The 26,728-nt window shown below is 68.9% G+C and carries 25 protein-coding genes and 1 tRNA gene; 12 read left to right on the top strand and 14 right to left on the bottom strand.

Annotated elements, in window-relative coordinates:
- The first annotated feature begins 4 nt into the window (after nucleotides 1–4).
- On the top strand, nucleotides 5–1,468 hold the full coding sequence (locus E7T09_RS14680; RefSeq protein WP_136389953.1) for an ATP-binding cassette domain-containing protein: 1,464 nt from the start codon (nucleotides 5–7) through the stop codon (nucleotides 1,466–1,468).
- Nucleotides 1,469–1,482: 14 nt separating this feature from the next.
- Here the strand turns inward: E7T09_RS14680 and E7T09_RS14675 are convergent, their stop codons facing one another.
- Nucleotides 1,483–2,415, bottom strand: a complete 933-nt coding sequence (locus E7T09_RS14675) for an SMP-30/gluconolactonase/LRE family protein (RefSeq protein WP_136389952.1) — start codon at nucleotides 2,413–2,415, stop codon at nucleotides 1,483–1,485.
- Between the two features lie 147 nt (nucleotides 2,416–2,562).
- Between E7T09_RS14675 and E7T09_RS14670 the strand changes: the two genes are divergently transcribed.
- Nucleotides 2,563–3,141, top strand: a complete 579-nt coding sequence (locus E7T09_RS14670; RefSeq protein WP_136389951.1) for a DUF1795 domain-containing protein — start codon at nucleotides 2,563–2,565, stop codon at nucleotides 3,139–3,141.
- A gap of 110 nt (nucleotides 3,142–3,251) precedes the next feature.
- On the opposite strand, the gene E7T09_RS14665 is transcribed toward E7T09_RS14670, so the two are convergent.
- The 4 genes from E7T09_RS14665 to rplS all read right to left on the bottom strand — a co-directional run bounded on the left by E7T09_RS14665 (nucleotide 3,252) and on the right by rplS (nucleotide 6,105).
- On the bottom strand, nucleotides 3,252–4,154 hold the full coding sequence (locus E7T09_RS14665) for an SDR family oxidoreductase (protein WP_136389950.1): 903 nt from the start codon (nucleotides 4,152–4,154) through the stop codon (nucleotides 3,252–3,254).
- Between the two features lie 72 nt (nucleotides 4,155–4,226).
- Nucleotides 4,227–4,640, bottom strand: a complete 414-nt coding sequence (locus E7T09_RS14660) for an Rrf2 family transcriptional regulator (RefSeq protein ID WP_136389949.1) — start codon at nucleotides 4,638–4,640, stop codon at nucleotides 4,227–4,229.
- Nucleotides 4,641–4,721: 81 nt separating this feature from the next.
- Complete coding sequence (locus E7T09_RS14655) at nucleotides 4,722–5,519, bottom strand: HAD hydrolase family protein (RefSeq protein ID WP_136389948.1); 798 nt, start codon at nucleotides 5,517–5,519, stop codon at nucleotides 4,722–4,724.
- A 115-nt stretch (nucleotides 5,520–5,634) separates the two neighbouring features.
- Nucleotides 5,635–6,105 carry a 50S ribosomal protein L19 gene (gene rplS / locus E7T09_RS14650; RefSeq protein WP_136389947.1) on the bottom strand — a complete coding sequence of 157 codons (471 nt, stop codon included), beginning with the start codon at nucleotides 6,103–6,105 and terminating at the stop codon, nucleotides 5,635–5,637.
- A 164-nt stretch (nucleotides 6,106–6,269) separates the two neighbouring features.
- Here rplS and E7T09_RS14645 point away from each other — a divergent pair, with 164 nt between their 5' ends.
- Nucleotides 6,270–7,082: a hypothetical protein gene (locus tag E7T09_RS14645; RefSeq protein ID WP_136389946.1), complete on the top strand. Its 813-nt coding sequence runs from the start codon at nucleotides 6,270–6,272 to the stop codon at nucleotides 7,080–7,082.
- 155 nt (nucleotides 7,083–7,237) lie between these two features.
- Here E7T09_RS14645 and E7T09_RS14640 read toward each other — a convergent pair whose 3' ends face one another.
- On the bottom strand, nucleotides 7,238–7,705 hold the full coding sequence (locus E7T09_RS14640; protein ID WP_136389945.1) for a GNAT family N-acetyltransferase: 468 nt from the start codon (nucleotides 7,703–7,705) through the stop codon (nucleotides 7,238–7,240).
- Between the two features lie 192 nt (nucleotides 7,706–7,897).
- On the opposite strand from E7T09_RS14640, the gene lipB reads away from it, so the two are divergent.
- Nucleotides 7,898–8,620: a lipoyl(octanoyl) transferase LipB gene (gene lipB, locus E7T09_RS14635; protein ID WP_136389944.1), complete on the top strand. Its 723-nt coding sequence runs from the start codon at nucleotides 7,898–7,900 to the stop codon at nucleotides 8,618–8,620.
- 5 nt (nucleotides 8,621–8,625) lie between these two features.
- Entirely contained in the window at nucleotides 8,626–9,621 is a 996-nt protein-coding gene (gene lipA, locus E7T09_RS14630) for a lipoyl synthase (protein WP_136389943.1), read from the top strand.
- Here the strand turns inward: lipA and E7T09_RS14625 are convergent.
- Nucleotides 9,608–12,097 carry a helix-turn-helix domain-containing protein gene (locus E7T09_RS14625; RefSeq protein ID WP_168734860.1) on the bottom strand — a complete coding sequence of 830 codons (2,490 nt, stop codon included), beginning with the start codon at nucleotides 12,095–12,097 and terminating at the stop codon, nucleotides 9,608–9,610. The genes lipA and E7T09_RS14625 overlap by 14 nt on opposite strands.
- Nucleotides 12,098–12,100: 3 nt before the next feature.
- On the opposite strand from E7T09_RS14625, the gene E7T09_RS21940 reads away from it, so the two are divergent.
- The gene (locus E7T09_RS21940; protein ID WP_168734859.1) at nucleotides 12,101–12,679 is read left to right on the top strand and encodes a hypothetical protein; all 579 of its coding nucleotides are present in this window, start codon (nucleotides 12,101–12,103) and stop codon (nucleotides 12,677–12,679) included.
- Nucleotides 12,680–12,728: 49 nt separating this feature from the next.
- On the opposite strand, the gene E7T09_RS14620 is transcribed toward E7T09_RS21940, so the two are convergent.
- Nucleotides 12,729–13,295: a chloramphenicol phosphotransferase CPT family protein gene (locus tag E7T09_RS14620; protein WP_168734858.1), complete on the bottom strand. Its 567-nt coding sequence runs from the start codon at nucleotides 13,293–13,295 to the stop codon at nucleotides 12,729–12,731.
- A gap of 112 nt (nucleotides 13,296–13,407) precedes the next feature.
- On the opposite strand from E7T09_RS14620, the gene E7T09_RS14615 reads away from it, so the two are divergent.
- The gene (locus tag E7T09_RS14615; protein WP_136389940.1) at nucleotides 13,408–14,250 is read left to right on the top strand and encodes a CBS domain-containing protein; all 843 of its coding nucleotides are present in this window, start codon (nucleotides 13,408–13,410) and stop codon (nucleotides 14,248–14,250) included.
- 115 nt (nucleotides 14,251–14,365) lie between these two features.
- On the opposite strand, the gene E7T09_RS14610 is transcribed toward E7T09_RS14615, so the two are convergent.
- The 3 genes from E7T09_RS14610 to E7T09_RS14600 form a co-directional block, all read right to left on the bottom strand.
- Nucleotides 14,366–14,442: transfer RNA gene (locus E7T09_RS14610), tRNA-Ile, on the bottom strand.
- 84 nt (nucleotides 14,443–14,526) lie between these two features.
- Nucleotides 14,527–15,657, bottom strand: a complete 1,131-nt coding sequence (locus E7T09_RS14605) for a deoxyguanosinetriphosphate triphosphohydrolase (RefSeq protein WP_136389939.1) — start codon at nucleotides 15,655–15,657, stop codon at nucleotides 14,527–14,529.
- Nucleotides 15,658–15,735: 78 nt separating this feature from the next.
- The gene (locus tag E7T09_RS14600) at nucleotides 15,736–16,734 is read right to left on the bottom strand and encodes an aldo/keto reductase (protein WP_205747024.1); all 999 of its coding nucleotides are present in this window, start codon (nucleotides 16,732–16,734) and stop codon (nucleotides 15,736–15,738) included.
- A gap of 77 nt (nucleotides 16,735–16,811) precedes the next feature.
- On the opposite strand from E7T09_RS14600, the gene E7T09_RS14595 reads away from it, so the two are divergent.
- The 4 genes from E7T09_RS14595 (at nucleotide 16,812) to E7T09_RS14580 (ending at nucleotide 21,553) form a co-directional block, all read left to right on the top strand.
- Nucleotides 16,812–18,218 carry an MFS transporter gene (locus E7T09_RS14595; RefSeq protein WP_240741809.1) on the top strand — a complete coding sequence of 469 codons (1,407 nt, stop codon included), beginning with the start codon at nucleotides 16,812–16,814 and terminating at the stop codon, nucleotides 18,216–18,218.
- Between the two features lie 223 nt (nucleotides 18,219–18,441).
- Nucleotides 18,442–20,784, top strand: coding sequence for an ATP-dependent DNA helicase RecG (gene recG / locus E7T09_RS14590; protein WP_136389937.1), 2,343 nt, complete (start codon nucleotides 18,442–18,444; stop codon nucleotides 20,782–20,784).
- A 62-nt stretch (nucleotides 20,785–20,846) separates the two neighbouring features.
- Nucleotides 20,847–21,203, top strand: coding sequence for a hypothetical protein (locus E7T09_RS14585; RefSeq protein ID WP_136389936.1), 357 nt, complete (start codon nucleotides 20,847–20,849; stop codon nucleotides 21,201–21,203).
- Nucleotides 21,200–21,553, top strand: a complete 354-nt coding sequence (locus E7T09_RS14580) for a DUF705 domain-containing protein (protein ID WP_136389935.1) — start codon at nucleotides 21,200–21,202, stop codon at nucleotides 21,551–21,553. Before E7T09_RS14585 ends, E7T09_RS14580 begins: the two co-directional genes overlap by 4 nt.
- Nucleotides 21,554–21,560: 7 nt before the next feature.
- Here the strand turns inward: E7T09_RS14580 and E7T09_RS22525 are convergent, their stop codons facing one another.
- A complete protein-coding gene (locus E7T09_RS22525; protein ID WP_136389934.1) occupies nucleotides 21,561–23,840 on the bottom strand; it encodes a VWA domain-containing protein in 2,280 nt (759 codons plus the stop codon).
- Nucleotides 23,841–24,199: 359 nt separating this feature from the next.
- On the opposite strand from E7T09_RS22525, the gene E7T09_RS14570 reads away from it, so the two are divergent.
- Nucleotides 24,200–25,096, top strand: a complete 897-nt coding sequence (locus E7T09_RS14570; RefSeq protein WP_205747023.1) for an SDR family oxidoreductase — start codon at nucleotides 24,200–24,202, stop codon at nucleotides 25,094–25,096.
- A gap of 6 nt (nucleotides 25,097–25,102) precedes the next feature.
- Here the strand turns inward: E7T09_RS14570 and E7T09_RS14565 are convergent, their stop codons facing one another.
- On the bottom strand, nucleotides 25,103–26,002 hold the full coding sequence (locus tag E7T09_RS14565) for a hypothetical protein (protein WP_240741808.1): 900 nt from the start codon (nucleotides 26,000–26,002) through the stop codon (nucleotides 25,103–25,105).
- The gene (locus E7T09_RS14560) at nucleotides 25,999–26,550 is read right to left on the bottom strand and encodes a gamma carbonic anhydrase family protein (protein WP_136389933.1); all 552 of its coding nucleotides are present in this window, start codon (nucleotides 26,548–26,550) and stop codon (nucleotides 25,999–26,001) included. Before E7T09_RS14560 ends, E7T09_RS14565 begins: the two co-directional genes overlap by 4 nt.
- Nucleotides 26,551–26,728 lie beyond the last annotated feature (178 nt).

Genomic DNA, 26,728 nt, shown 5'->3' with positions numbered 1-26,728 from the left:
CCCGATGCCATTGCCGCTGGTGGAATTGACCGATGTGACCGTGATCGCCGGGGGCCGTACCCTGCTTGAGGGCGTGACGCTGAGCGTCCAGCCGGGTGAGGCCGTGCGGCTGGCCGGGCCGAACGGCGGCGGGAAGACCACGCTGCTGCGTCTGCTGTCGGGCGAGGTCGCGCCGGTGAAGGGCTCGCGCCTGTACGGGCTGGGGGGTGTGGCGCGCACGAACGCGGTGCAGGCCCGGCGCGCCCTGAACGTGGTCGGCCCGGACGCCGAGGCCTTTGCACTGACCCGTGAATGGGTGCAGACCGTACGGGACGCCCTGCTGGCAAGCTTCGAGGGCGACACGCTCAACCTCTGGGGCGGCAGCGCGACCGCCTCGGCGAGGCTGGTGGAAGTCGCGGCCCTGACCGGGATCGACCACCTGCTGGAGCGTGACCTGCGGACGCTCAGCCACGGGCAGCGGCGGCGGGTGGGGCTGGCCCGCGCCATGATGCCCTCGCCGGAACTGCTGCTGCTGGACGAGTTCACGGACGGCCTGAGTGCGGAAGCCTGCATGGAACTGGGGAGCGTGCTGCGGGAGATCCACGCGTCCGGGGTCGCCATCGTGCTGGCCACGCACCGGCCGGACGAGGCGCCGGCGCTGCCCTGGCGCACCGTGCAGGTCGAGGGAGGCCGGATCGTGGGCCAGGTGCCGGCTCCCGTCGCAACGAACCCGCCGGGCGGCCTGCCCACCCCGCCCGGCACGGGTGACCTGATCCGCCTGAGCGCCGCGGAAGTATGGCGCAACGGGCATAGGGCGCTGGGGCCACTGGACTGGACGTGGCGTGCAGGACAGCACTGGCTGGTCACGGGCGGGAACGGCAGCGGCAAGAGCACGCTGGCCCGCGTGATCGCGGGCGAATTCTGGCCCGCTCGGGGCGGCACGGTGGAGCACTCCTACGTGGCGCGCGATCTGCACACGGAGCGCCGCCGCTCCACCGGGCTGGTCAGCGCGGAACTATCGGTGCGCCAGCGGCGCGAATGGACGGGAGAGGACGTGATCGGCAGTGCATGGGAGGGCACGGAGGGCTTCACCGCCGCCCTCTCCCCCAGCCAGTTGTGCGCCGTCACGGAGATCGCGGAGGCGCTGGAGATCGCCGACCTGTTGGAACGCAACGCGGAGACCCTGTCCCAGGGGCAACTCCGGCGGCTGCTGCTGGCCCGCGCGGTCGTCCACCGCCCCAGGGTGCTGATCCTGGACGAGGGTCTGGACTTCCTCGACACGGCGTCACGCGCACGCTTTCTGGCGCTGCTTCCTGATCTGGCGCGCACCGGCACACACGTCATGGTGATCGCGCACCGTGAAGCCGATGCGCCCGCCGGTCTTACCCACCACCTGGGCCTTCGGGCGGGCCGGGTGGAATTCAGTCGCGTGCTGGAGAAACGGACGGCTAACCGCTCCGAACCGCCAGGAATCAGGCGTGACGGCTGACCGCTTGACCGGATTTATCGAGGCAGCGCGACGGTAGAGACCGTGAACGGCAGTTCCGGCGTGAGGCCGGTGCCGCGCTTATCGAACTGAGAATTCACGACCAGCAGCGCCGAACCGCTCAGGGCGATGGTGGTCGGGTACTTCAGGGTGGCGTCCGTAAAGCTGCTGCCGACCGTGCCGCTGGCAAAGTCCGCCGAGAGGGTCACGGGCACGATCAGGGCGTTCTGGTTCCGCACCACGTACAGGGTCTGGCCGTCGAGCAGCATGCCGTCTCCGTTGGTGAGGGTCTCGCCGCCCAGGTCGATCTCCGTGACGCTCTTGTCGGCCACGGTGATCCGGTACAGCTTGCCGGTGTTGGACTGCACCACGAGCAGGTACTTACCGTCAGGCGTGGACGCGATGCCGTTCAGGTTGAAGCCCGCACCATAGGTGATTGGCGTGCCGCTCAGGTCGAGCCACGCGTCCAGCGTCCCGAGGCCGGTGGGTGTGCGTGCCAGGCGGAACAGCACTGGACGCTGCGAGTCCGTGATGTACGCCGCGTCGGCGGTGAGCGCAATGTCGTTCAGGAAGGTGGCGCTCACGGCGGGCGTGTCGAAGCTCTGCACCAGGGCCTTGGTCGCGACGTTGTACACAAACACCTTGCCGGTCGCGCCACCGGCGATGTATAGGCGGCCCTGCGGGTCGAGTTTCAGGCCGACGGCGGTGGGACGGGCAGCTTCGGCCGGGAGGAACACCTGCGTGGCCGCGGTGCCCAGCTTGCCCTTGAAGATCGTTCCGTCAGTGGTGCTGCCCACGTAGAAGGCGCTGCTGCCCGCCTGATGCGTGATGCCCTCCGGGAACACGCTGCTGCCGCTCAGGATGTAGCCGCTGGTCGTGGCCACCGGCGGACCGAAGTTGCACGCGGCGAGGATCGAGGTGAGCAGGCCTGCCGTGAGGATACGGATCATGCTTCCGTTATAGGCATGGTGCACAGATGACCGGATACCAGGGGGGTTCATGATACGCAGAGAATGTCATTCGAGGAATATTCAGCTGGAGCCGCGAATCCGCGCTGCGTCAGGTTCAGCTCACCTTCACGCACTACCCTTCGGGACGTGAATCGTTTCGTCCTGACCCTGACCCTGCTTGCTGCCCTGGCGCTGCCTGTGACCCTCGCTCAATCCGCGACTCCTGCGGCCACGCCCGCCCCTGCGCCTGCTCCCGCGAAGTCGATCGAGGCGGTCACGGCGACGAGTCCGAAGGGCTACAGCATCCGCATGCCGGGCGGTCAGGGCTGGACGCCGTTGAAGAACGTGCCGGGCACCGATGTCGCCTTCCTGAACCAGACCGTGAACGGCCTGCGGCCCACCGTGACCGTGATCGTGCAGGACGTGCAGCCGTCCATCAAGGCGACGCTCGCGGATTTCCGTGACCTGTACTCCCGGCAGCTCCAGAAGGACGTGCCGAACCTCAAGATGCTGGGCGAGAAGACCATCCGGGTGAGCGGTCAGTCGGCCATCCTGTGGTCGTATTCCGGCGATGGCGACGGCGGCCCGGTGCGCTGGACCCAGATGATCGTCCTGAAAAGCAACCGCCTGTTCACCACGACGCTCATGACCCCGACCGGCACGCCCGCCGACGTCATGGCGTCCGGGCGCGAGATCCTGGATTCGTTCACGCTGACTGCCAAATAAGCGCGGTCGCGGTACAGGGAGGCGAGCGAGGGGATTCAGAATCCTCGCCCGCCTTTCCGTCCACCCGTCACCCGATCAGGGGTCGCCTCAGCTACGAGCCGAGATCGTCCTCAGCCCTGGAGGGCCGCAGCGACGGCGTCGGTCAGGGACGTGCTGGGTCGGCCGATCAGACGGCGCAGATCCCCGCTGTCCGTGCGGAGGTCACCCCGGGCAATGGCGGCGTCGCTGTCGGCGAGGACGCCGGCGAGGCCCGCAGGCAGACCGAAGCCGATCAGGGCGCTGGTGTACTCCGGCACCGACTGGTTCACGTAGGCGTAGGGCTGGCCACTCTGGCGGCTGATTTCGGCGGCGATCTGGTCGAGCGTGAAGGTCTCGTCCCCGCCGAGTTCGTAGGTGGCGTTCTCGTGCCCGTCGGTGGCGAGGACGGCTGCGGCCGCCTCGGCGTAATCCTGGCGGGTGGCGGGCGTCAGCTGACCGTCGCTGGCGGCGCCCAGCATGACGCCGTGCGGGAGGGTCTGGGCCAGGGTGCCGGTGTAATTCTCGAAGTACCAGCCGTCCCGCAGCAGCGTGAAGGGAAGGCCGGAGGCCCGCAGGGCGGTTTCCGTCGCTTGGTGGTCGGCGGCCAGCAGCATGGTGGTCGTGTCGGCATTCAGGATGCTGGTGTACGCGATGAGCTGCACGCCAGCCGTCTTGGCGGCCTCAATGACGTTCCGGTGCTGGCCGGGGCGGTCGGTCATGTCGCTGCTGGAGATCAGCAGCAGTTTGTGGATGCCGGTCAGGGCGCTGCCGAGCGTGTCGGGCTGGGTGTAGTCGGCCTGCCGGACATGGACGCCCTGTGCGGCGAGGTCCGTGGCCTTGGCAGGATCGCGCACGAGAGCGGCAATGCTGCTGGCGGGCACGCCGCGGTTCAGCAGGGCCTGGACGACGAGGCGGCCGAGGTGGCCGGTGGCTCCGGTGATGGCGATGGTGGGGGGCTGCTGGACACCGGACTGCGCGGGGTGGGACTGCGTCATGGGAGGCTCCTGGGGTGAATGGGGGCGAACGCCTGGGTGTAAACAAACCACTTACATGTTGGTCAAAAAAAATCAGCCCGCCCGAACCGCGAGGTCCGACATCACGTCGGCCAGCGTGGTGCGTTCCAGTTCCCGTTCCATGGCCGCCTGTGCCACCCCGAAGCGCTGTTCCAGGGTTCCCTGGATGTTCGCGCCGACCGGACACTGCGGGTGCGGATGGTCGTGCAGCCGGAAGACGGACGCGTCGCCGTTCACCGCCCGGTAGACATCCAGCAGGGTGATCTGTGCCGCCGGACGGGTCAGGGTCGCACCGGCCACGCCACGCTGCGTGCTCAGCAGGCCCGCGCGGCGCAGCTGGCCGGTCACGCCCCGGATCACGACGGGATTGGTGCCCACACTGTCGGCGATGTCCGCGGAACTGGAATGATCAGGGAAGGTGCTGATCAGGGCCAGGATGTGGACGGCCACGGCGTACTGGCTGTTCACGTATTCCCCCCCCGAACCAACATGTAATTAAAGTACCTACATGTACGCGATCTGTCAAGCGCCTGCCCGACCACGGAAGGTTCATGGCAGCGACAGTTGATCCGCCCACGCCTGCAGAAAGGCCCCCAGGTCAGTCTGCTCGCTCACCTGCGTATGGGCATGACGCGCCAGCAGCGGCAGGGTGCCCACCTGCACCGCGTACCCGGCCACCTCCAGCATCGCCTCGTCGTTGTCGCTGTCCCCGAAGGCCACGGTTCGCGCGTGCGGCACCTCCAGCGCGTCCGCGATCAGCGAGAGGGCCGCGCCCTTGTGCGCTCCCTCGGGCGTCACGGTCAGGAAATGCGGATATGGATCTTGCGCGCCCGTGAGCACCAGATGCGGATGCGAGTCCCGCAGACGCTGCGCGAAGCCCGCCACATGCGCATGGAAGTACCCGACCTTCAGGATCGCGTCACGCGGCGCGTCCACCAGCGGCGCGTACCCGCGCACCTCCATCCACGGCTCGGGCTCGGTGCCCGCCGGCACATCCACGTACAGCCGCTCGGCCGTGAACAGCACCACCCGCGCGCCGTCGAGTTCATGCGCCAGCACCGCCTCCAGATCGTCCGGCGTGAAGATCGCCTCGGAATGCAGCGTGCCGTTCACCTCGATCCGGCCGCCGTTGTTCGTGGCCACCGCGTCCGGCTGCACCGCCGCCCGCACCCGCGAGGGCGACACGTCCCGCCCCGTGATGATCGCCAGCTTCACGCCAGCGTTCCGCAGCCGCCCCAGCGCGCTCACGACGTCGTCGGCCACGCGGTCGCCCCGATCCGGGATCAGCGTGCCGTCCAGATCGAAGGCCATCAGCAGGGGCAGGGTCACGGGAAGGGCAGCGCTCATCGCCGGAGCCTAGCAGCCGAGGCTCCCCGAGGGCAGCCCCGGCACGGGTGGACGGAACCACAGAGGAGCGCCGCCTCCCAACCGGGAAGCGGCGCTCTGAGGATCACCCGGGCGTTTACTCGCCCTGGGGATCGGCCGCAGGCTCGGCCGTGGTGGCCTGAGCGCTGGCGGCGGTGGCTTTGGCGGACTTGGCGTTGGCGGCGTCCTTCATCACGCGGCTGCGGTCGCTCTTGATGCGGGCGGCCTTGCCACGCAGGTCGCGCAGGTAGTACAGCTTGGCGCGGCGCACCTTGCCGCGTTCCAGCACCGTGACCTTGGCGAGCAGCGGGCTGCTGAAGGGGAACACACGCTCCACGCCCTCACCGAAGCTGATCTTGCGTACGGTGAAGCTCTTGCGGCTGCCCGAGCCGTTCATAGCGATGACCACGCCCTCGAAGGCCTGGTTGCGGGTGCGGGTGCCTTCCACGACCTTCGTCTCCACACGCACGGTGTCGCCGGGACGGAAATCCGGGTGATCGGTCTTGATGTGGGGCTGCTCGACGGCGCGCAGGATCGCGCCACGGTTCGTCTTGATGCTGCTCTGCATGATGAACTCCTCTGGGCAGCGGACCGTCCCACACTCCCGCATGGGCGGGCAGAGACGTTCGTACTCCGGTACTCAGGCCGGTCGCACGCTGGCGACCGACCAAACCGCGACAATATACACGATCAGGCTACGTCTGGACAAGCGGCACTCCGCTCACACTTGCAATGCAGCTGAAGCGACAGGATCGGCACGTGATCCCCCCCAATCCAGACGACTATCTGGCCGGCGCCGAGCAGGCGGCCGCCGGGCAACGCCGGCGCCTGGCCGAGGTACAGGCCCGTGAGCACGTGGGCGCCGCCGGGTGGGCGCAGTCCAGCACGCTCGAGAGCATCATCCGCGCGGGACATGAAGGGCTGGTCGCGACCGAGGCCCTCCGGCACGTGGTGGATCTGACCGGGGAGAAACTCCGCAGCCTGTCGCTGGGAAGCGGCGACGAGGAGCGGGCCGGCCATGTCGCCACGATCCACGGCGTGCTCAGCAGCAGCGAGGGACAGCTGGAGATCGCGCGGCATGTCGACGAGCTGGTGCGGCAGGCGCTGCAAGACGTGACCTCGACGCCGATCACGGACATCAGCGTGGCCCGGCTGAAGAACATCCAGTCACGCGTGCAGGTGCAGGTCGACGCGCTGCATACCATCATCGCCTCGGCCCACGCGCAGGCCGACACGCTGGAGCAGGTGCACAAACTCGATCAGGTGATCGCCGAACACCAGCAGAAGATCCGTGACCTGCGGCTCATTAGCGCGGGTTCGGAAGCCGAAGCGCTGGCCGGAGCCGGTGAGGACATCGTTCAGCGGATCGGTGAGCTCGACGAGGCCGCTCCCGTGCAGCTGGGAGCCCTGCGCCGCATCGGTCATGCGGTGGCCGAGCACGTGGGGAATACGGGGGCGCCCGACGAGCAGAAGGTCGCGACCCTGGAGCACCTGTCCGAGGAACTCAAAGACAGGGCCGACGACATCCGCAACGGCAACGACTGACACCACACCGAGTCCAACTGTTGTTCTGAAAGAATCGGCTTCGCTGCTTATCGCTCTGCCCGGCCCCTTGTTCGACCGTGCAGGCCTTGTCAGGCGGCCACGGTGATCCAGTACCGGCGGATCGGCTGGTCGTGATAGTCCGGCACCAGAAATTCTCACTCCAGTTCGCCGCCGTTCGTCTCGATGACCCGACGCGAGCCGAGGTTGTCCAGGTCGCAGGTGACGAGCACGCGCGACAGTCCCAGGGCGCGGGCACGCTCCAGCGCGAGCCGCAGGGCCAGGGTGGCGTAGCCCCTGCGGCGCTCACCTGGTCTGATCTCGTAGCCGATGTGCCCGCCGAACTCGCGCAGCCTCCGGTTCAGGGTGTGGCGGAGGCTGACGCGGCCCAGATAGGTGTCGCCCTCGACCAGCCACAACGGTTCGGAATTCACGAAGCCCTCCGGCGGGACGGCGGGCGGCACGAAGCGGTTCAGGTTGATCAGGAAGGCCGGAAAGTTGCGTTCGATCTCAGCGACGTTGAAGCCTAGGGTGTCACCCAGGCCGCTGCCGGTCGCCTGGGCCTCGCGCACGGCGTCCAGAAAGCTGTCCTTGAACGTTTCGCTCGGGGGAACGAGGGTGGGCATGGCGCAGTCTGGCGGTACAGGGCAGACCACGCCAATCGGCCGGATGGCCGAGGTGTCCAGAGGATCTGGACGATCTGCCCGGCGTGTCCATCAGCAGGAATGCCGCCACCTACCACCCGCGTTGGTCAATCGGGCCGGAATCTCGGCTGCTGACACGGTAACGGGCCGCAGGGCCGGTTTAGAATCCACAGCATGTCCGCCCCCCCTTCCTACGTGCTGCGCGACCTGGGAACCCTGCCCTACCGCGACGCCTGGGCGCTGCAACGCGAGCTGCACGCCCAGGTCGTGGACGGCACGACGCCGCCCACGCTGTTGCTGGTCGAGCACCCGCCAGTGCTCACGCTGGGCCGCAAGGCGCGGGAAGGCACGAACATCATCGTCACGCGGGCCTACCTGGAGGCTCAGGGCATCGAGGTGCTGGAGGTTGAGCGCGGCGGGGACGTCACGTACCACGGCCCCGGCCAACTCGTCGCGTACGCGATCTTCCCGGTGGGCCGCCGGGTCGTGGACTTCCTGCGGCTGCTGGAGGACGCGACCATCACGGCCCTGCACACTTTGGGGCTGGACGACGCCCGCCCGAACCCCGGCTACGCGGGGGTCTACGTCGAGCCGCGTGCGGTGAACGGTCACACCTACGACCAGAAGATCGCGTCGTTCGGCGTGGCCGTGAAACGCCACGTGGCCCTTCACGGGCTGGCGCTGAACGTCACCACGAACCTCGCGCACTTCGACCTGATCGTGCCCTGCGGCCTGACCGACACGCAGATGACCTCAGTGGAGCGCGAGTACGACCGGCGTGGCGCAACCCGCACGGCGAGCATGGCCGAGGCCCGCACGGCCCTTGCCGACGCCTTTGCCGCCACCTTCGAACCCTACGACTGGACGCTGCCACAGTTCGCGGCAGTGGGGAGTTGACGCACATGACCCAGACCACACCGCCCGAGAAAGAAGCGAAGTTCGTCAAGAACGGCATCTACCGCAAGGACAGCGTCCGCGTGCGCGAGCAGAAACCCGAGTGGCTCAAGGTCACGATCCCCACCGGCGGCGTGTACGGCGAGGTGCGCAAGATCGTCAAGGAGCACCGCCTGCACACCGTGTGCGAGGAGGCCATGTGCCCGAACATCGGCGAATGCTGGTCGCGCGGCACGGCCACCTTCATGCTGATGGGCCACATCTGCACCCGCGCGTGCCGGTTCTGCGCCGTGGACACCGGTAACCCCATGGGCAAACTCGATCTGGACGAACCGCAGCACGTGGCCGAGAGCGTGGGCCTGATGGGACTGAAGTACGTGGTGCTGACCTCGGTGGACCGGGACGATCTGCCAGACGGCGGCGCGTACCACTTCGCGAAAACCGTCACGGCCATCAAGAAGCTGAACCCCGAGACGCGCGTGGAGGCCCTGACGCCGGACTTCGGCGGGAACACGCACTGCGTGGATCTGGTGCTGGACAGCGGCGTGGACACCTACGCCCAGAATCTGGAGACCGTGCGCCGCCTGACCCACCCCGTGCGCGACATCCGCGCCGACTACGACCAGACCCTGGCCGTGCTGGCCCACGCCAAGCAGGCCCGGCCGGACGTGATCACCAAGACCAGCATCATGCTGGGCCTGGGCGAGACCCGCGAGGAGATCCGCGAAGCCATGGCCGACTGCCGCGCCGCCGGGGTGGACGTCCTGACCTTCGGGCAGTACCTCCGGCCCACCATGCACCACCTGCCGGTGGAGCGCTACGTGACCCCCGCCGAATTCGACGAGATCCGCACCGAGGGCATGGCTCTGGGCTTCATGGAGGTCGTGTCCGGCCCCCTGGTGCGCAGCAGTTACAAGGCCGAGCAGATCGTTATGGACAGACCCGGCAACCTGCCGGAGCACCTCGCGCACCTGGACGCGGGCAGCGAACTCAGCCTGATTTGAGGGACGGCCGGGTCACCGGAACGCCCAGCGTCAGGACACTGACCTCCGTACGAAGGCGGTCGAGACTGTCCTTCCAGGTGGCGTGGAGCTCCAGGGCGCGGCCATCCGCCCAGGCCGCCTGCCACGCGGCCGCTGGCACGTGCCGCTCGGCCGCCCGCATGAACCGGGCGAGATCGGCCTGATGGGGCGCAGCCAGGGGCTGGGCACTCGCCTCCCGCTGCGCCTCCACCAGCCCCCACAGTCGCGCGGCCCACTGCAATTCGGCGGAGTCTGCCCCCTGGGTGGCGTACGTGCAGGCCAGATAGGACAGCGCCAGGGTCAGAATGCGGGTATGCAGGGTCGGGGCCAGCACGTCCAGGGCGCGGGCCAATGCCCGGCGGGCGGAAAGCACCTGACCGTCGTTCAGATCCAGGGCAGCCTGAACCGTCAGCAGGTGCGCTTCCCAGAATAGGCCGGGCTCCTGCTGGCACAGGGCTAGACCCCCGGTCACGTCCGCGCGGGCCTGACCGGGCTCGCCCAAGGCCGCGTGGACATCGGCCAAGTGAAACCTCAGGCCCGCGTTCAGACTGACGCCGAACCCAGGTTCGACAAGCCGCCGTGCGGCCTCAAGATGCTGAAGTGCCTCCTCTACGTTTCCCTGTTCGAATTCCACTCGACCCAGCGTCATGAGGACACCGACCTCCTCGGCGGCACCCAGCGTCCGGACGTGGGGTAGTGCCGCGTGCAGCCGCCCGGCGGCCAGGGCATGCCGGCCCACCTGCCACGCTGGCGTCGCTGAGCGAACCATGACCTGTAGGCGCAGGGCGGCGTTCCCCCCGTCCACGGCCAGCGCCTCGTCGAACCACGCGAGCTCCTCTCTCTGGAGGCCGTGAATTTCCAGGTACCAGCTGACCCCCAGCGCCAGCCGCAGGGCCAGGTCAGGCCGGGCGTGGCCGATGGCCCAGCGCAGGGCCGCCCGCACGTTGTCCAGCTCAGCGGCCACCCACCCAAGCGACCGCCAGATCGGGGTGTCCTGGGAGTGCAGCAGCTGGGTGGCGTGCTCCTGCTGGGCGGCGTCCAGTTCCCCGTGGAACGCCAAGTGCTCCAGCGCGAAGGCCCGAAGAGGTTCAAGCAGGCTGTACCGGCCCTGGAACTCGTGGCGGCGTACCAGGCCGAGCCTGAGCAGGGCGTCCAGGGCCAGGCGGGCCACCCCCAGCGCTCCGGCCGCTGCGGCGCTGAACCCGCCGACGAACACGCCCAGGTGCCGGAAGTCCTGCTGTAGACCGTGATCCAGCCGGTCGTAGGTCCAGGCCACGGCCGCATGGACGCTGCGCTGCCGCGCAGGCACGTCCAGCGGGCCCTCACCCAGCAGGGCCAGCGGCGCAGCTTGCAGCGCCGCCCAGACCTCGGCGGCACTGAGCGGCCCGATCTGGCCCGCCGCGAGTTCCAGCGCCAGCGGCAGCCCGTCACACCAGCGGACGATCCGGGCCACGTCTGGCGCTGTACTCGCTGTCAGGCGAAACTCCGGCCAGCTCGCGGCCGCCCGCTCAGTGAACAGGGCGACCGCCGGCACCCGGCGCAAGCGGGCCAGCGCCTGAGGCTCCGGCGACGGCAGGCCAAGCGGGGCGAGCGCCCAGACCTGTTCGGCGGACAAGTGCAGGGCCTCGCGGCTGGTGACCAGTACACGCACGCCGGGCGCCTGCTCCAGCAACGTGTGAAGGTCGGCCGCGGCGGCCAGGACGTGTTCGAAGTTGTCGAGCACCAGCAGGATCCGGCGACGGCCCAAATGCACCGCGAGGCGGTCGAGGGGGGGGCGCGCGCCCAGCGTGAGGCCCAGTAGTCGCGCGGTCTGCGCCCAGACTTGCCGCGCGTCCAGCACCGTGGTGAGGGGAATGAAGTGCACCTGCTCGAATTCGGCCTGCACGTCACGGGCCACCTCCAGGGCCAGGCGGGTCTTGCCGACGCCGGGCGGCCCGATGAGGGTCACGACGGGACGCGCTCCCCGCGTGAGCAGGCGGGCGAGCGTCCGGCGTTCCGGTGCGCGGCCCAGGAAAGGAGTCGGGGGGGTCGGCAGCGCGCTGCTGCGGGTGCCGTCCGGCACCGGGTTCCCAGGCGGTGTGACGGGCCGACGCGGGATGACAGGCGCCTCCTGAGCCGAGCGCAGGAATGCAACTATTTCCGCCGCGCCTATGTTCAGGTGCTGCGCCAGCGCCCGCGCCAGGTGGGGGGAAGGGCGGCGGTGGCCTTCCTCCAGCTTCTGCACGGTGACGGGCGAGCAGCCGAGCAGCCGGGCCAGTTTCTTCTGGGTCAGCCCCAGCGTCCGCCGCCGCTCGCGCACCTCCTGCCCGAATGCCCTGTCCCCGGTCACGTGCCCCCCACGATCCGGCGGGTACGACCCCGCCGGTACGACCCATGGTACGCCGCGTGGCACGACATCCAGCTTGAATTTCCCCTGTTGGACGGTCGTAATGAGGACATCCCCGGGGACCGGAGGCATTCCATGAACCGTACCCAGCTCCAGAGCGCCACGTCCATGACTGCGTCCCGCCACCCGACCCCATTCCACGTCCTGAAGCTCGGACTCACCGGCCTGCTGCTGTCCTGCGCGCCGACCCTGGCCCAGACCCCGGCGGCAGCGCCCGCCGCCGGGCCGTATCCCGCCCTGGTGGCCTGTGAGGCGGGGCAGGACAGGCCCTGCGTGGTGCTGGCCAGTCAGGCGAGCGACATCACGGGCGTCTGGAAGCAGTACCAGCACAACCCGGCGTTCGCACCGTCGAACAGCATGGGGTTCATCCGGTACGCCGCGGATGGCACCTTCGTCCTCTCGTCCACCGTGGCAGGAACCGCCCAGCCGGCGGCACCGTTCCCGCATGGCACGTACAGCTTCAGCGGCAGCCGCCTGACCATGAATGTTCAGGGCGTCCCGCCGAGCATGCCCGAGTGCGCGCTGGCCGTCTACGAGGTGCGCGTGCTGCGCCTGGGCAGCCGCCCGGTGGCGCTGCAGTACACGCCGGTTCAGGACACCTGCAAACCCCGCCTGGCCGACCTCAGTTACGACCTGCCCTACGTGGGGCCCTGAGCGGACGCGCCAGAAAGACTTCTGGTTCGGAACAGATCAGGGGTCATGTTCAGAGGAGGGGCACAGCGGGAAAAACCCGCTGCGCCCGCTCGCTCCTGCCTGCCCATTCTCGGATCACCCGTAGAACGTTGTTCGCCAGCGGCGTCTGACACGAAAGTTCCAGGTCGTATGCGGTAAACGTATGTACGGTCAGGGCGTCCCGACGCGCGTCGCCCATGCCCCGGTCGCCACGCGCGTGTTCCCGGCGTTCGAGTTCAGCCACGGGGCAGTCCAGGCCGACCAGAAACACGTCGTAGCCCGCAAGCAGCGTGCGGAACTCGCTCCACATCTGCGGCGTCTCGATGATGTAATCCACGACGAGGTTGTTCCCGGCGGTGAGCAGCGCGGGCAGGCAGCGGTTGAAGCCCTGGAAGACCTGCGGGCGGATCGTCGTCCAGTCGCGGAGCTTGCCCTGTGGCGTGCGGGGCAGCACCCGATCTCCGAACAGGAAGAAGTCCAGGCTGAAGTGCAGGAAGGGCGCGGGCAGGGCGCCTTGCAGCGCCTGCGCGAGCGTGGACTTCCCCGCGCTGGACGCGCCGTTGATCAGAATCAGGGCCCCGGGCTGGCTGGACGTCATCCACCCAGTCTGCCCGTCCGTTCGCGGCCAGCGTATCGGCCGAAGGGCTGACCAGCATGCCGTAATGCCTCCGTAACACGCGAACCCGAAGGTAAGCGCAGGAGGATTCACTATGTTAGTCAGGGACGCCATGCACACCCGCGCTGTGACCGCCGATCCGAACGACACGCTGCCCGAGGCCGTGGTGAAAATGCAGGAATTGCATGTGAAACGCCTGCCCGTGCTGCACGACGGACGGCTGGTCGGCATCCTCACGGACGGTGAAATCCGCTCCCACCTGCCCCCCCTGAGCGAGGGCCTGACCCCTTGGGACTTCGCCGGGCGGGCCGGGCGCGTCCGGGTGCGGGACGCCATGCGCACCCCGGTTCATACGGCGCAGGACACGGAGCCCCTGGAACGTGCGATGACGACCATGTTCGACCGGCACGTGGGCGGTCTGCCCGTGCTGGACGACGACGGTCGCGTGGTTGGCATGCTGACCCTGACGGACGTGTTGCGGGCCGCGAACCGCGCCGCACGCCTGGAATGGGGCGCGGTGGAACAGCACATGACCACGGCCGTGGTGAGCGTGCCGGCCGACTCACCCGCGGCCGATGGGGCCGCCCGCCTGAAGATCAGTCGCCTGCGGGTGCTCCCCGCCCTGGAAGGCCGCACGCTGGTGGGCCTGCTGCACGAGACGGACGTGACGAGCGCCGTGGAACTCGCGCAGGCGGGGCACGGCCCGACCGTGATGGGCGCGCAGTTACTGCTGGAGGGCCGCACGGTACGCGACCTGATGCGGCCACCGACCGGATTCCTGCGCGAGGGCACGCCCATGCACGACGCCCTCACGCAGATGCTGGCGCTGGACGTCCACGGCCTGCCTGTCATCACCCTGGATGGAGACCTGCTGGGCGTCGTGACGATCAGCGACGTCCTCAGAACCGTGCTGGGCCGCGAGGCGCACTCGGCCTGAGCACGGCATGCCGCGCCGGTTCGGCAAGGCGACCGAACCGGACGAAGACGACTTGGCACCGCTGTCGAGTTGAGCCAGGACAGCAGAAGCCCCCGCTGCGTGCGGGGGCTTGAGGTGGTGCGGATGCCCAGACTTGAACTGGGGACCTCACGCTTATCAGGCGTGCGCTCTAACCAGCTGAGCTACACCCGCGCACCGTGGGCTGCCAGTCCGGGTGGACAGGCGGCAGTCAATGTAGCAGGGGGGCGGCAGGGTGTCAACGCAGGGGCGGGAGCGTCAGCGGGGCCAGGGGGTGGCGCTGCCGGGTGGGGTGAGGCTGGCGTGGATGTCCAGCGCGTACCGGTCGGTCATGCCGGCAATGTAATCGCAGACGGCCCGGTGCGTGCCGCGTTCCGTGGCCCAGCGCTGGTAAAGTGGCGGCAACATGCTGGGCCGCCCGACCAGGGCGTGGAACAGGGTGGTCAGGACGCGGGTGGCCTGCTCGACCTGCATCTCGACCCGCCAGTGGCGGTAGAGGTTCTGTTGCAGGAACGTGGCCGTGTCCCGCAGCAGTTCGCGCATGCTGTCGCTGTACGTGATCAGGTTGCGGGGCTGGGCGCGGGCGTCGGGGGCGCCCGTGATGCCGCTGGCCCGGATGCTGGCGTCGCTGGTGACGCTGAGATCCGTGATGAGCCAGCCGAGGAGTTCGCGGTGCAGGGAGCGGCGTTCGCTGTCCGTGATGGTGGTGGATCGCAGCTCGGCCCGCTGGGTGAGCGCCTGCCACAGAGGCAGGGTGGCGAGCTGATCCGGGGTGATCAGGCCGCTGCGCAGGCCGTCGTCGAGGTCGTGGGCGGTGTAGGCGAGGGCGTCGGCAGCATCCACGACCTGCGCTTCCAGGCTGGGGCGGCCGAGATCCGCGCGGTCGTGTTTGTTCAGGCCGTCGAGGGTGTCGAGGGTGAGGTTCAGGCCGGGCACGTCGGGCCGGCGGAATTCGAGCAGCGTGACGATCCGGCGGGCCTGCGCGTTGTGGTCGAAGCCGCCGTGAACCTCCATGAGGTCGTTCAGGACGCGCTCACCCGCGTGGCCGAACGGAGGGTGGCCGAGGTCGTGGGCCAGGGCGATGGTCTCGGCCAGGGTCTCGTTCAGCCCGAGCGTGAGGGCGACGCTGCGGGCGACCTGCTGCACTTCCAGGGTGTGGGTCAGGCGGGTGCGGTAATGGTCGCCGCTGGCGTTCAGAAACACCTGCGTCTTGGCTTCCAGGCGCCGGAAGGCGGTGGTGTGCAGCACCCGGTCGCGGTCTTTCTGGAAGGCGGTGCGGGTGGCACTCTCGGCTTCCGGGTACTCCCGCCCACGCGTGTCCTGGCTGAGGGTCGCGTAGGGGGCCAGGGTCGCTCCCTCACGGGCTTCGAGTTCAGCGCGGGTCACCATGCGGACAGTGTGGCAGAGGGCGGGCCGATGGTCACAGAAGGCCAGGGAGCGATCAAGCTGCCTTCTCCTGCGTTGGGCCTATTGCTGTGCGGGCTGGTACCAGTTGCGATCCCAGCGGTGGGCGTGCAGTTTCTGCACCTGCTCGGCGGGAAGGCCCTTCCCGTCAGCCAGGGCCACGTTGCGTTCCACATTGCGCACGGAGCGCATGCCCACAATCACGGTGCTGACAGCCGGGTGCGAGAGCACGAAGCGCAGGCTGGTTTCGGCCAGCCGATCCGTGCCGATGCCCAGATCCGTTTCGACGGCCCGGAGGCGCCCCTGGAGTTCGGTCTTGCGATCCCCGCCGAAGTACCGGTTGCGCCAGTCGCCCTCCGGGAAGGTCGTGTCGGGCGTGATGGTGCCGGTCAGGCTGCCCTCGTCGAGCGCCACCCGCACGATCACGCCCACCCCGTTGGCATGGCAGGCATCCAGCAGACGATCCTGTGGGGCCTGGTCGAAGACATTGTAGATGACCTGAACCGTCTCGACCACGCCCGCCTCGACGGCCTTCACAGCGTTGTTCGGCTGGTGGTCGTTGATGCTGATGCCGAAAGCCCGGATTTTGCCACTCTGCTTGAGCTGCGCCACGGCGTCCTGCCAGTCTCCCTGCCCGAGCCAGGAGTCGTTCCACACGTGGAACTGCTGCACGTCAATGGTTCCCAGACCCAGGCGTTCCAGACTGGCTTCGGTCATGCGGATCACGTACTCGCCGGGGAAAGCCGCCTCGGCGGTCGTTCTGTCGGCGGCTGGCCACTCTCCGTTCTTGGGGCTGACCTTCGTGGCGACCAGCGTACCGGGGTGCTCGCGGGCGACCTGCCCAACCAGTGTCTCGCTGTGGCCGCTGCCGTAGCCCATGGCCGTATCGATGAAATTGCCGCCCAGCTCGACATAGCGGCGCAGGGCCGTCAGGCTCTCGTCGTCCTTCGCGCCGACCCAGGCGTCCGCGCCGATGCCCCAGGCGCCGTAGCCGATCTCCGTGACGTTCATGCCGGTGCGGCCAAGTGGCCGCTGGTGCAACTTCGAAGGTAGGGTGGTCATGGCCCGACTGTAACGATTCAGGGTGGATGAAACCAGCCACGCAATCTTCACGTGACGGTCGGGAGTACGCTGCCCAGGTGACTGCGCCCACCTCCGCTCCCCTGCCCTCCATTTCCCCGCAGGTGCGGCAACTCGCCACCGTGGGCCTCGTGATTGGCGTGTTCCTGGCCGCGCTGGAGGCCAGCGTGGTCGCGACCGCCATGCCCAGCGTCATCAAAGACCTGGGCGGCGAGAACCTCTACGCCCTGCCCTTCGCGGTGTACCTGCTGACCAGCACCGTGTCCAGCCCCCTGTGGGGCCGCGCCAGCGACATCATGGGCCGCCGCCGCCTGTACCTGTGGGGCGTCGTGATCTTCCTGATCGGCTCGGCCCTGTGCGGCGTGAGCCAGAACATGTCTACCCTGATCGCCGCGCGAGTCGTGCAGGGGATCGGTTCCGGCGCGCTGCTGCCCCTGACCCTCACCATGATCGGCGAACTGTACACCCTGGCCGAACGCAGCCGCGTACAGTCCTTCATTTCCGGCGTGTGGGGCATCAGCGGGCTGCTGGGGCCGCTGCTGGGCGGCTGGCTCACCGAAACCCTCTCGTGGCGCTGGACGTTCTACTCCAGTCTGCCCTTCGGCATCGCCGCCCTGGTCATCGCGCTGCGTTCCCTCCCGGAAACCGGGCAGCCCCGCCCCGCCCGCCTCGACTGGTTCGGCGCGGGCCTGTTCACCGCCGGCAGCGGCCTGGTCGTCTGGGGCCTGGAACAACGCCAGTGGGTGCTGGTCGGCGTCGGCATCGTCATCCTGATCGCCGCCGTGCTCGTCGAGCGCCGCCACAGCGACCCGCTGCTCCCCATGCGCGCCCTGCAGGAACGGCTTCCGCGCGTGGCGTTCGCCGGGAATCTGCTGGGCGGCGCGGCGTATTTCGGCGTCATCGCCTACCTGCCCCTGTACGCTCAGGGCGTGACCGGCGGCGGCGCCACGGCCGCCGGCGCCATCCTTACCCCCATGCTCGTCGGCTGGACGATCACCGCCGTCGCCACCGCGCGGCTGGTGAAAACGGTGCCGCTGGCCCGCATCGCGCAGGGCGGGTTTCTGGTACTGGTCGTCATGTTCGCCGCGCTGATCTTCGCCGTCCACGCGCCCCTCTGGGTCACCAGTGTCCTGGGCTTCGCGGTCGGCACCGGCATGGGCTTCGCCATGCTCAGCCTGCTGCTCGCCGCGCAGGAAGCCAGTCCCCGCCACGAACTCGGTGCCGTGACCAGCGGCGTGCTGTTCGCCCGACAGATGGGCGGCGCCCTGGGCGTGGCGCTCATGGCCCTGCTGATCGGTCCCGCCGCCATCCAGGCCGGCGGCTTCCAGCTGGCCGAGGGCCTGCGCCGCGCCTACGACCTCGCCCTCGTGATGGTCGTCATCGCCTTCAGCCTGAGCCTCCTGCTGCGCGTGATCCCCGCCAGCCAGAGCGGCCGCGCCAGTGAGCGGCCGGCGACGCTGGAGTGACAGCCCAAGACCCTCCAGCACATCTGAAGGGTTCCACCCTGCCCCTGACCGAAGGTCACCATTGAAAGCAGGTGAGGCACCCCATGCCACCGGGACAGCCATGAAGGTCAGCCGGGAAGCAGTGACGACAACAAGCCCGGTGCAACGTAGGCTCCTCTCCAGATGGTGGGGAATCTCCACCTCACGGGACGGCAAACGCCCCCTCTGCTAGCCTGCAATCCGAATGGCGACGGTGGCGGAACTCCGGGAGAAGCTGAGGCGGCCGCTGAGCGCCGAGCTGGCGTCCGGTTGCCAGAATCGCGTGGTGGCGGGCGGCGTGGAGAAGCTGCTGGCTTCGCCCCTGGGGAACCCCTTCCCGCAGGTGCGCGAGGCCCTGAAGGGGTACGGCGAGTGGGAAGCGGAAGTACGAGCGGAGGCGCTGAGGGCGGCGCTTGAGCTGCTGACGGACGGCAAGCCGAAGGCGGCCACGCCGGCGAAGGCGGCCTCCCGGACGGCGGTGCCGGTGGCCGCGCCGGGCGAACGGCTCCCACCGGACGCGCCCGTGGAGCGCCTGAACACCGGGCCAGGCGGAGCGCGCAAGCTCCAGTCGCTGGGCCTGCACCTGCTGCGCGACGTGCTGCACGCCTACCCGCACCGCCATGAGGACCGCCGGGCACTGCCCGATTTGGCTGACGTGGAGGAGGGCCAGAAGGTGACGGTGGAGGGCCGTGTGGTGGCGAAATCGCGGCGCAGCCCGCGCCCCGGCATGCTGGTGATCGATGTGACACTGGAAACGCCGTCCGGCGGGCGGGTGAAGGCCACGTGGTTCAACCAGCCGTGGGTAGAGAAGCAGCTCCGCGAGGGCGCGCGGCTGGTGCTCACGGGCCGCGTGAAGAAGTTCGGGCGGAGCGTGCAACTGGGCGTGGAGCACCTGGAGACGGTGGACGCCGCGCAGGACAGCCTGAGCACCGGGCGGATCGTGGGCGTCTACGACAGCAAGGACGGCATCTCGCAGGAATTCCTGCGCCGCGCCGCGCACCGGGCGCTGGAGACCGTCCCGCTCGACGATTACCTGCCCGCGCACTGGCGCAAACAGTACGGCGTGACGGATCTGGGCGACGCCCTGTGGGGCATGCACTTCCCGCACGACGAGGCGCACCTGAGCCGGGGCAGCGCGCGGCTGCGCTTCGACGAGTACCTGTTCCTGGAACTGCGGATGCTCCTTCAGGGCGAGGACGCTGTGCTGGAAGGCAAGCGTTTCAACGCAAAGAGTGAAGACATCCATACCTTCGAGGGAGCGCTGCCCTTCCGCTTCACGAACGCGCAGCGCCGCGTGCTGCTAGAGATCACGGACGACATGCGTTCCGACCGGCAGATGGCCCGGCTGGTACAGGGCGACGTGGGCAGCGGCAAGACCGCCGTGGCCGCGTGTGCCCTGTACCTCGCCGTGCGCGACGGCTACCAGGGCGCGCTGATGGCCCCCACGGAAATCCTCGCACGGCAGCACTACGCGAACCTCGTCGGGTACCTGGGCCAGCTCGACGTGCGGGTGGGCCTGCTGATGGGCGCCATGACCCCGAAGGCGAAGCTGGAGATGCAGACCCGCATCGCCGAGGGCAGCGTGGATGTCGTGGTCGGCACGCAGGCGCTGATTCAGGAGAACGTCCGCTTCGACAACCTGGGGCTCGCCGTGGTGGATGAGGAGCACCGCTTCGGCGTGCAGCAGCGCCGCAAGCTGCTGGCCGGGCGGCCGGACGTGCTGGTCATGTCGGCCACGCCCATTCCCCGCTCGTTAGCCCTCACCGCGTACGGCGACCTGGAACTCAGCATCATCGACGAACTGCCGCCGGGCCGTACGCCCATCGAGACCAAGCTCATTCAGGACAATTTCCGCGCCCAGGCCTACGGGTTCGTGATGGGCCAGATCCGGGGGGGCCGGCAGGCCTTCGTCGTCACCGCCCTGATCGAGGAATCCGACACGCTGGAACTCCTCGCCGCCACCCAGCTCGCCGATGACCTCAAGGCCATCCTGCCCGAGGCCCGCATCGACCTGCTGCACGGCAAGATGTCCGCCGCCGAGAAGGACTACGTCATGGAGCGGTTCCGCGCCCGCGACTTTGACATCCTCGTGTCCACCACCGTCATCGAAGTCGGCGTGGACGTCCCCAACGCCTCGGTGATGGTCATCGAGAACGCCGAACGCTTCGGCCTCGCGCAACTCCACCAGCTCCGGGGCCGCGTCGGCCGTGGCAGTGCCAAGAGCTACTGCGTCCTGATCGCCGGCGAGCACAGCCAGAAGACCCGCAAGCGCCTCAAGATCATCGAGGGCTCGACAGACGGCTTCGTGATCGCCGAAGCCGACCTGAAACTCCGTGGCCCCGGCGAGATCCGCGGCACCCGCCAGAGTGGCATTCCCGACCTGCGGCTGGCCGACCTCGCCAACGACACGCAGATTATCGAGCAGGCGCGGGAACTGGCGAAGCATATCCTGGCGCACGATCCGAAGCTGGAGCATCCAAGGTTGCAGTACTTGCGCTCAGAACTTCAGAACCGAAGCCAGAGCGTGGCGTTCAGAGAAGTGATCTGATGTCGTTCCACGAAGTACGGGCGCTGGGTGGCTGTCCAGTCGGACTCCTTGATGGAGTGTGGATGGCGCAATCGCCGGACGGTACATGTCGGCAGCTGGAGGCTTCACAGAGTCTGGTCACATTACTGGAACACGAGCCGGCGACGTTCTGGGACACCCTCGCCAGCGATCTTGATACAAGGAACCTCGACGCCCCTGCGGCAGCCTCCTTTCCTCTGATGGCCAGCGTCAGGATGGGCCTGAACTGGCCATCGGAGTACTGGCAGGGGCATGCCCTCCGCTGGGTAGCTGCGCTGGGTCTTAGCAACGACGTGATCCCGGAGCTGGAGCGTCTGGTCACCGAGGGCCGCACCCAGCACCTCCGGCACCGGGCCAGAAAGCTGGCACGCTGCTATCAGGTGAAGGATGGAACGGCTTGACCCCTCCCCCGCTTATCGTGTACGTGGATGTGGACGAGACGCTGGTTCGCAACGCGGGCCGGGCGCGGATTCCCATTCCAGCGGCGATCCAGCACGTGCGGGAGCTGGCGGCGCAGGGTGCGGAACTGTACTGCTGGAGTTCCGGTGGGGCCGCCTACGCGCGGGAGAGTGCGCATGAGGTCGGACTGGAGGCCGTGTTCACGGCGTTCTTGCCGAAGCCCCAGGTGCTGCTGGACGATCAGCCGGTGGGTACGTGGCGCCGGCTGGTGCAGGTGCATCCGCTGTCCTGCGCAGGGAACACCGTCAACACGTACTGGGCGGCCCTGTCGAGCGGCCGCCCGGAGGAGTGAGTGTCGTCTACTTCGTGACGGTGAACGGCGTGCTGTACAGCGTGGGGTTGGGGCTGGCGGCCTCGGTGGAGTAGCGCAGTTCGTACTCGCCGGGCTCGTCGGGCAGGCGCAGGGTCACGGGGTTGCCGTCGCGGGTGTAGGTGTAGTTCAGGTAACTGCCCACAGGGGCACCCTTCTTGACGATGGTGATGTACTCACCAGGGTTGTTCGGCCCGGCCCATTTGATCTGGATGGTGCTGCCCGCCTTGCCCTGTTTGGGGGCGGTGAAGCTGTAGGTGCTGCTCTTGATCGTGAGTGGCATGGTGGCCAGGGTGGGGTTGGGACTCTGTCCTTCGGTGGAGTAGCGCAGTTCGTACTCGCCGGGCGCGAAGGGAACCTTGAGTTTGCCGGGGTTGGCGTCCTTGGTGTAGAAGTACTGGGTGTACGTGCCGACCGGCGCGCCCTTGGGCACGATGGTGATGTAATCGCCGGAGTTGTTCGGGCCAGTCCACTTGACCTGGATTTCGCTGCCTGCGCTGGTACTGGCTGGGCCACTGAGGGTGTACGTGGTGCCGGTCAGGGTGAGGGGAACGCTGGCCAGGGTGGGGTTCGGGGTGCCGTGCTCGCTGGAGTACCGGAGTTCGTAGTCGCCGGGGGCGGCGGGCGTTTTCAGGGTGCCGGGGTTGCCATCGCGGGTGTAGAAGTACGTGGTGTACTGACCGACCGGTGCCCCTTTGGGGACGATGGTGACGTAGTCGCCGTCATTGTTCGGCCCCTGCCACTTCACCTGCACGGCGCTGCCAGCCACGGCGCTGGCCGGGGCCTGCAACGTGTATGTGGCGCTGGTCAGTGTGAGGGGAAGGGTGGCAAGCACCCGGACGCTCTTGTCGTTGCTGTACCGCAGTTCGTAGTCGCCGGGCGTGAGGGGCAGGGACAGGGTGCCGGGGTTGGCGGCCCGGGTGTAGAAGTAATCGGTGTACGCGCCCACGTCGGCGCCCTTGGGCACGACGGTGACGTAATCGCCGTCGTTGTTCGGCCCCTGCCATTTCACCTCGATCTTCCCGCCGGCCTGCGCGGTGGCGGGGGCGCTCAGGCTGGCGCCCTGGCGCTTGGGCGTGAAGGGAGCGCTGCGGCCGATGATGCGGGTGCTGCCGTCCGGGTTGGCGAGGTGGTAGCGGGCCTCGTATTCGTTCTCGTCGTCCGGGACGTTCAGGTCGAGGGTGCCGCTGGCGCCCTGTACGTAGGCCCAGTCGAGGTAGACCGGGTCGGCATCGGTCTTGCGGGCGACGGTCACCCAGTTCTTCGCGCCGGCGGGGGCGCCGCTGAAGGCCACGCTGAGTTTGCCGCCGGCAATCGGCTGGGTGGGCGTGACGGTCAGTGTCACGCCGCCGACGGGCGACACGTCGAAGGTGAAGGTGTTGGCCGCGCCCACGCTGACGCTCAGGCCGCCGAAGGTCTGGGTGTCGGTGGCGGTCTTGACGGTGGCGGTGTACCCGCCGGGCAGCACGCTGGCTCCGTAGGTGCCGCCGGAGTTGGTCAGCGGCGTGCCCGCGCCGCCGGCGCTGCCGGTGAAGGTCACGGTGGGGCCGCTGGCCACCGGCTGGCCGCCGCTGGTGAGGGTCACCGTCACGGGGACGGTCGCCACGGTGGGCGGCGCAACCGTCTGCACGGCGCTGCCGAGGGCCGACGCGAGTTCCGGGATGCTGCGGGCGTTCACGAAGGTGCCCACGCCCGTGAAGGACTGCTGCGCACGGGCGTCGAGGTCGATGCCGATGATCCGCAGGTCGACCTCGATGCCCCGATCCTTGAAGGCGGCCAGTGCGGCCTTCAGGTCGCCCCGGCAGGATTCCTGGCCGTCGGTGACGAGCACGATCAGCTTCTTCCCGGCGGTCGTGGGGAAGTCGTTCGCGGCCTGCGTGAGCGAGTACGCGATGGGCGTGGCCCCTTTCGGGCGCGTCTGGTTCACGGTCTGAAGCAGCGCGGTCCGGTCGATGCCCTTCATGGGCAGGGTCAGCACGCTGTCCTGGCACGCGCCGGTCTCGGAGGCCGTCGTGCGCGCCCCGTACAGGCGCAGCCCCACGTTCAGGGCAGGGTCGGCGGGCAGGCGTCCGATCAGGTCGTTCAGTACGGCCTGCGCAGCGGCAATGCGGGTCTGGCCGCCGTCCAGGCGCGTGAACATGCTGCCGGAGGCGTCCAGGATCAGCTCGACGTAGCTTGGCGTGGTCTGAGCGTGTGCGGTGCCCAGCAGCAGCAGCAGGCCCACGGCCAAGCCCTGGCGGCGTGGCGCTTTCCTCGTGTGTTCCCTCATGCGATCCCCAGTTCCGGAGCTGCTGGCCGCCCCGTCGCCCCAGGAGGGATCGGTGCACGCCCCCCGGCGGCTCCCCCGTGTTCCCACACCCGTATTGTGGCGCACCTTCCGGTCTCACGGCGAGTGCGGCCCGGAGGCGTCGGCGGGCCAGACCACCCACGAACGGGGGAATGACCGGCGGTCAGCGTGTGACAGGGGTGTCAGAGGGGGGCGGCTACACTTCCCCTATCAGCGCAGACAACGCAACACGGGCCGGGTGAAGTCCGTAGCGCGGAGGAACCGGAGTCTCCAAGAGCCGGTTTTTCCTTTTGCCGCCACGCGCACCGCCGCGACCCCGGCCACGCGCCTATGCTTGGGGCATGACGGCAAGGACGAAAGGGATGGACGGCCGGGTGGTGCTGGTGACCGGCTCGACCGGCGGCATCGGCCTGGAGGCCGCGCGGGAACTCGTCCGGCGGGGCGCGCTGGTCACGGTTGCCGGGCGTAGCACGCAGAAAACCGAGCAGGTGGCCCAAGACATCGGCGCCGCCGGCACGCTGATCGCGGACCTGTCGGAACTCGCGCAGGTGCGGCAGGCGGCGGCGGACTTCGCGGAGCGGCACGGGCGGCTGGACGTCCTGGTCAACAATGTCGGGGCGCTGTTCAACACGCGCCAGGAGACCCGCGAGGGCATCGAGATGACGTGGGCGCTGGATCACCTGTCGCCGTTCCTGCTGACGCGTGAACTGCTGCCTCTCCTGCGCCAGGGGTCGCACCCGCGCGTGGTGACGGTGTCGTCCGGGGCGCACGCGATGGGCCGGATCAGGTTTGACGATCCGGAGTTCCGGCGCGGCTACTCGGCGTGGCCCGCGTACGCGCAGAGCAAGCTGGCGAACATCCTGTTCACGCGGGAACTCGCGCGGCGCGAACCGTGGCTCACGGCGAACACGCTCCATCCGGGCCTGGTCGCCACCGGCTTCGGGGCGCACCAGGGAGGAGCGTTCAGCCAGCTGTACCGGGTAGTCGACCGCTTCTCCCTGACACCGGAGCAGGGCGCGCAGACGACCATCCACCTCGCCGCAGACCTGCTGGACGTGAGCGGGCGGTACTTCGTGAAATCGCAGGAGACGGCGCCGGCCCCCCAGGCCCTCGACGACGGAACCGCGCTGCGCCTGTGGAACCTCAGCGAAGCGCAGGTGGACGAGGTGCTGCGCGGCACGACAGCCCGCACATGGCCGGACATCCTGGCCGAGGTGCGCCGCGTGACCAGGGCCTGACGCCGCTCAGCCTTCCTTGATGCAGCCGGTCTTCAGGAAGTCCTGGATCATGGGCTCCAGGTCGTGCAGCGCCACGTCGCTGCGCATGGCGTACTCGGCCGGCGTGTTCTTGTCGCCCAGCGCCTTCAGGAAGGTCAGGCCGCCCTGCCCGTGCTGGATGCGGAAGACCTGATGGACGTCCGTGATGGCGTTCAGGGCGTCCTTGCCGCGCAGGGTCAGGGCGTAGTGGTGGTGCGCCCAGCCGGCCAGGCTGCGCGGCAGGATCAGCGTCTGGGGGCGCAGGGGCGCCGGGAACGCCCCCTCGTAGGGAAGCGTGGCGGGCATGGTGGCCACGATCTCACCGCGCACGTAGAAGATCGCGCCGGTGGGGCGGGCGTGCAGGCCCGTGAAGTCCTCGGTCAGGTTGAACTTCCACGCGCGGGAACCGATGCCGCTCAGCACATGCGCGTAATTGCTGGCCAGCGGGTGCGCGCTCAGGGACGCGCCCTGCTCGTACAGGTTCAGCAGTTCGCCCAGGGCCTGCTCGCCTGTGGCACTCGCGGCCGCCGCCGTGACCGTGCGGCCCTCGTACAGCAGCACGTACGCGCTCTGGTCTCCCAGCAGCGCATGCAGGTACCCGTACCACGAGTGCTCGTGCAGGTACTTCAGGAACGCGTGCAGGTCGCAGAAGTTCTGGTTCAGCCCGGCGTGCGTGGGGATCGAGTGCGGCAGAAACCGCGCCAGGAAGGGGGCCGCGCCCTGGAACATGGGGGTCAGTTCGGGGATCAGCTCGGCGAGTTCCTCGCCGCCGTCCAGGGGCTGGACGTCCGGCGGGTCGACAGCAACACCATTCAGGGGCTCCGGAGGCTCGGGCAGGTGCGGCACCTCGGTGTCATCTGGGCGGGCGGGGCGCAGGTCGTCGCTCACACGCCCTCCAGCAGGGACTGGCACTCGGGAGCGGCCGCGTCGGCGTCCAGGCGGCGCAGGCCACGGCTGAAGCGCTCGCCGTTCTGCACGTAGCGGGTGGCATTCCCGGTGCTGGGGGCAGTTCGCACCACGCGGGCGGGCACGCCCACGGCCAGCATGCCGTCCGGCACGTGCGCGCCCTCGGGCAGCACGGCGCCAGCGCCGAGCACCGCCCCGGCGCCCAGGCTGGAACCGCTGAGCATCACGGCGCCCATGCCGACCAGACTGCCCGGCCCGCAGGTGGCGCCGTGCACGATGGCGCGGTGCCCGATGGTCACGTGTTCACCGAGCGTGCACGGCCAGCCCAGATCCGTGTGGAGCACGGCCCCGTCCTGCACGTTGCTGCCCACGCCCACCGTGATGGGTTCGAGGTCGCCGCGCAGCACCGCGCCGAACCACACGCTCGCCTGCGCCTGCACCCGCACCTGGCCGATCAGGTCGGCACTGGGGGCGATGAACGCAGTGGGGTGAATGTCGGGAACGTGCCCGTCCAGGGCGTAGCGCGGCATGCCTTCCTCCGGGGGCTGCGTCCGTATGGGGCCGGGGGCCCGGCGGGGCGGGAGGCTTCCAGTGCGGCGCGCAGCGGGTGAACTTGCGGCACAGGTTACCACGCGCCCAGCGAACGCGAAGCGCTGACCGCCCAGGATGCAGTGGGGGGGATGCACGGGCCATCCTTGAAACCTTGAA

It is taken from the genome of Deinococcus sp. KSM4-11 (genome assembly GCF_004801415.1).
Taxonomy (GTDB): domain Bacteria; phylum Deinococcota; class Deinococci; order Deinococcales; family Deinococcaceae; genus Deinococcus.
Note: the sequence above shows the minus strand (reverse complement) of the source record. Positions and strands in the feature narration are given on the sequence as shown.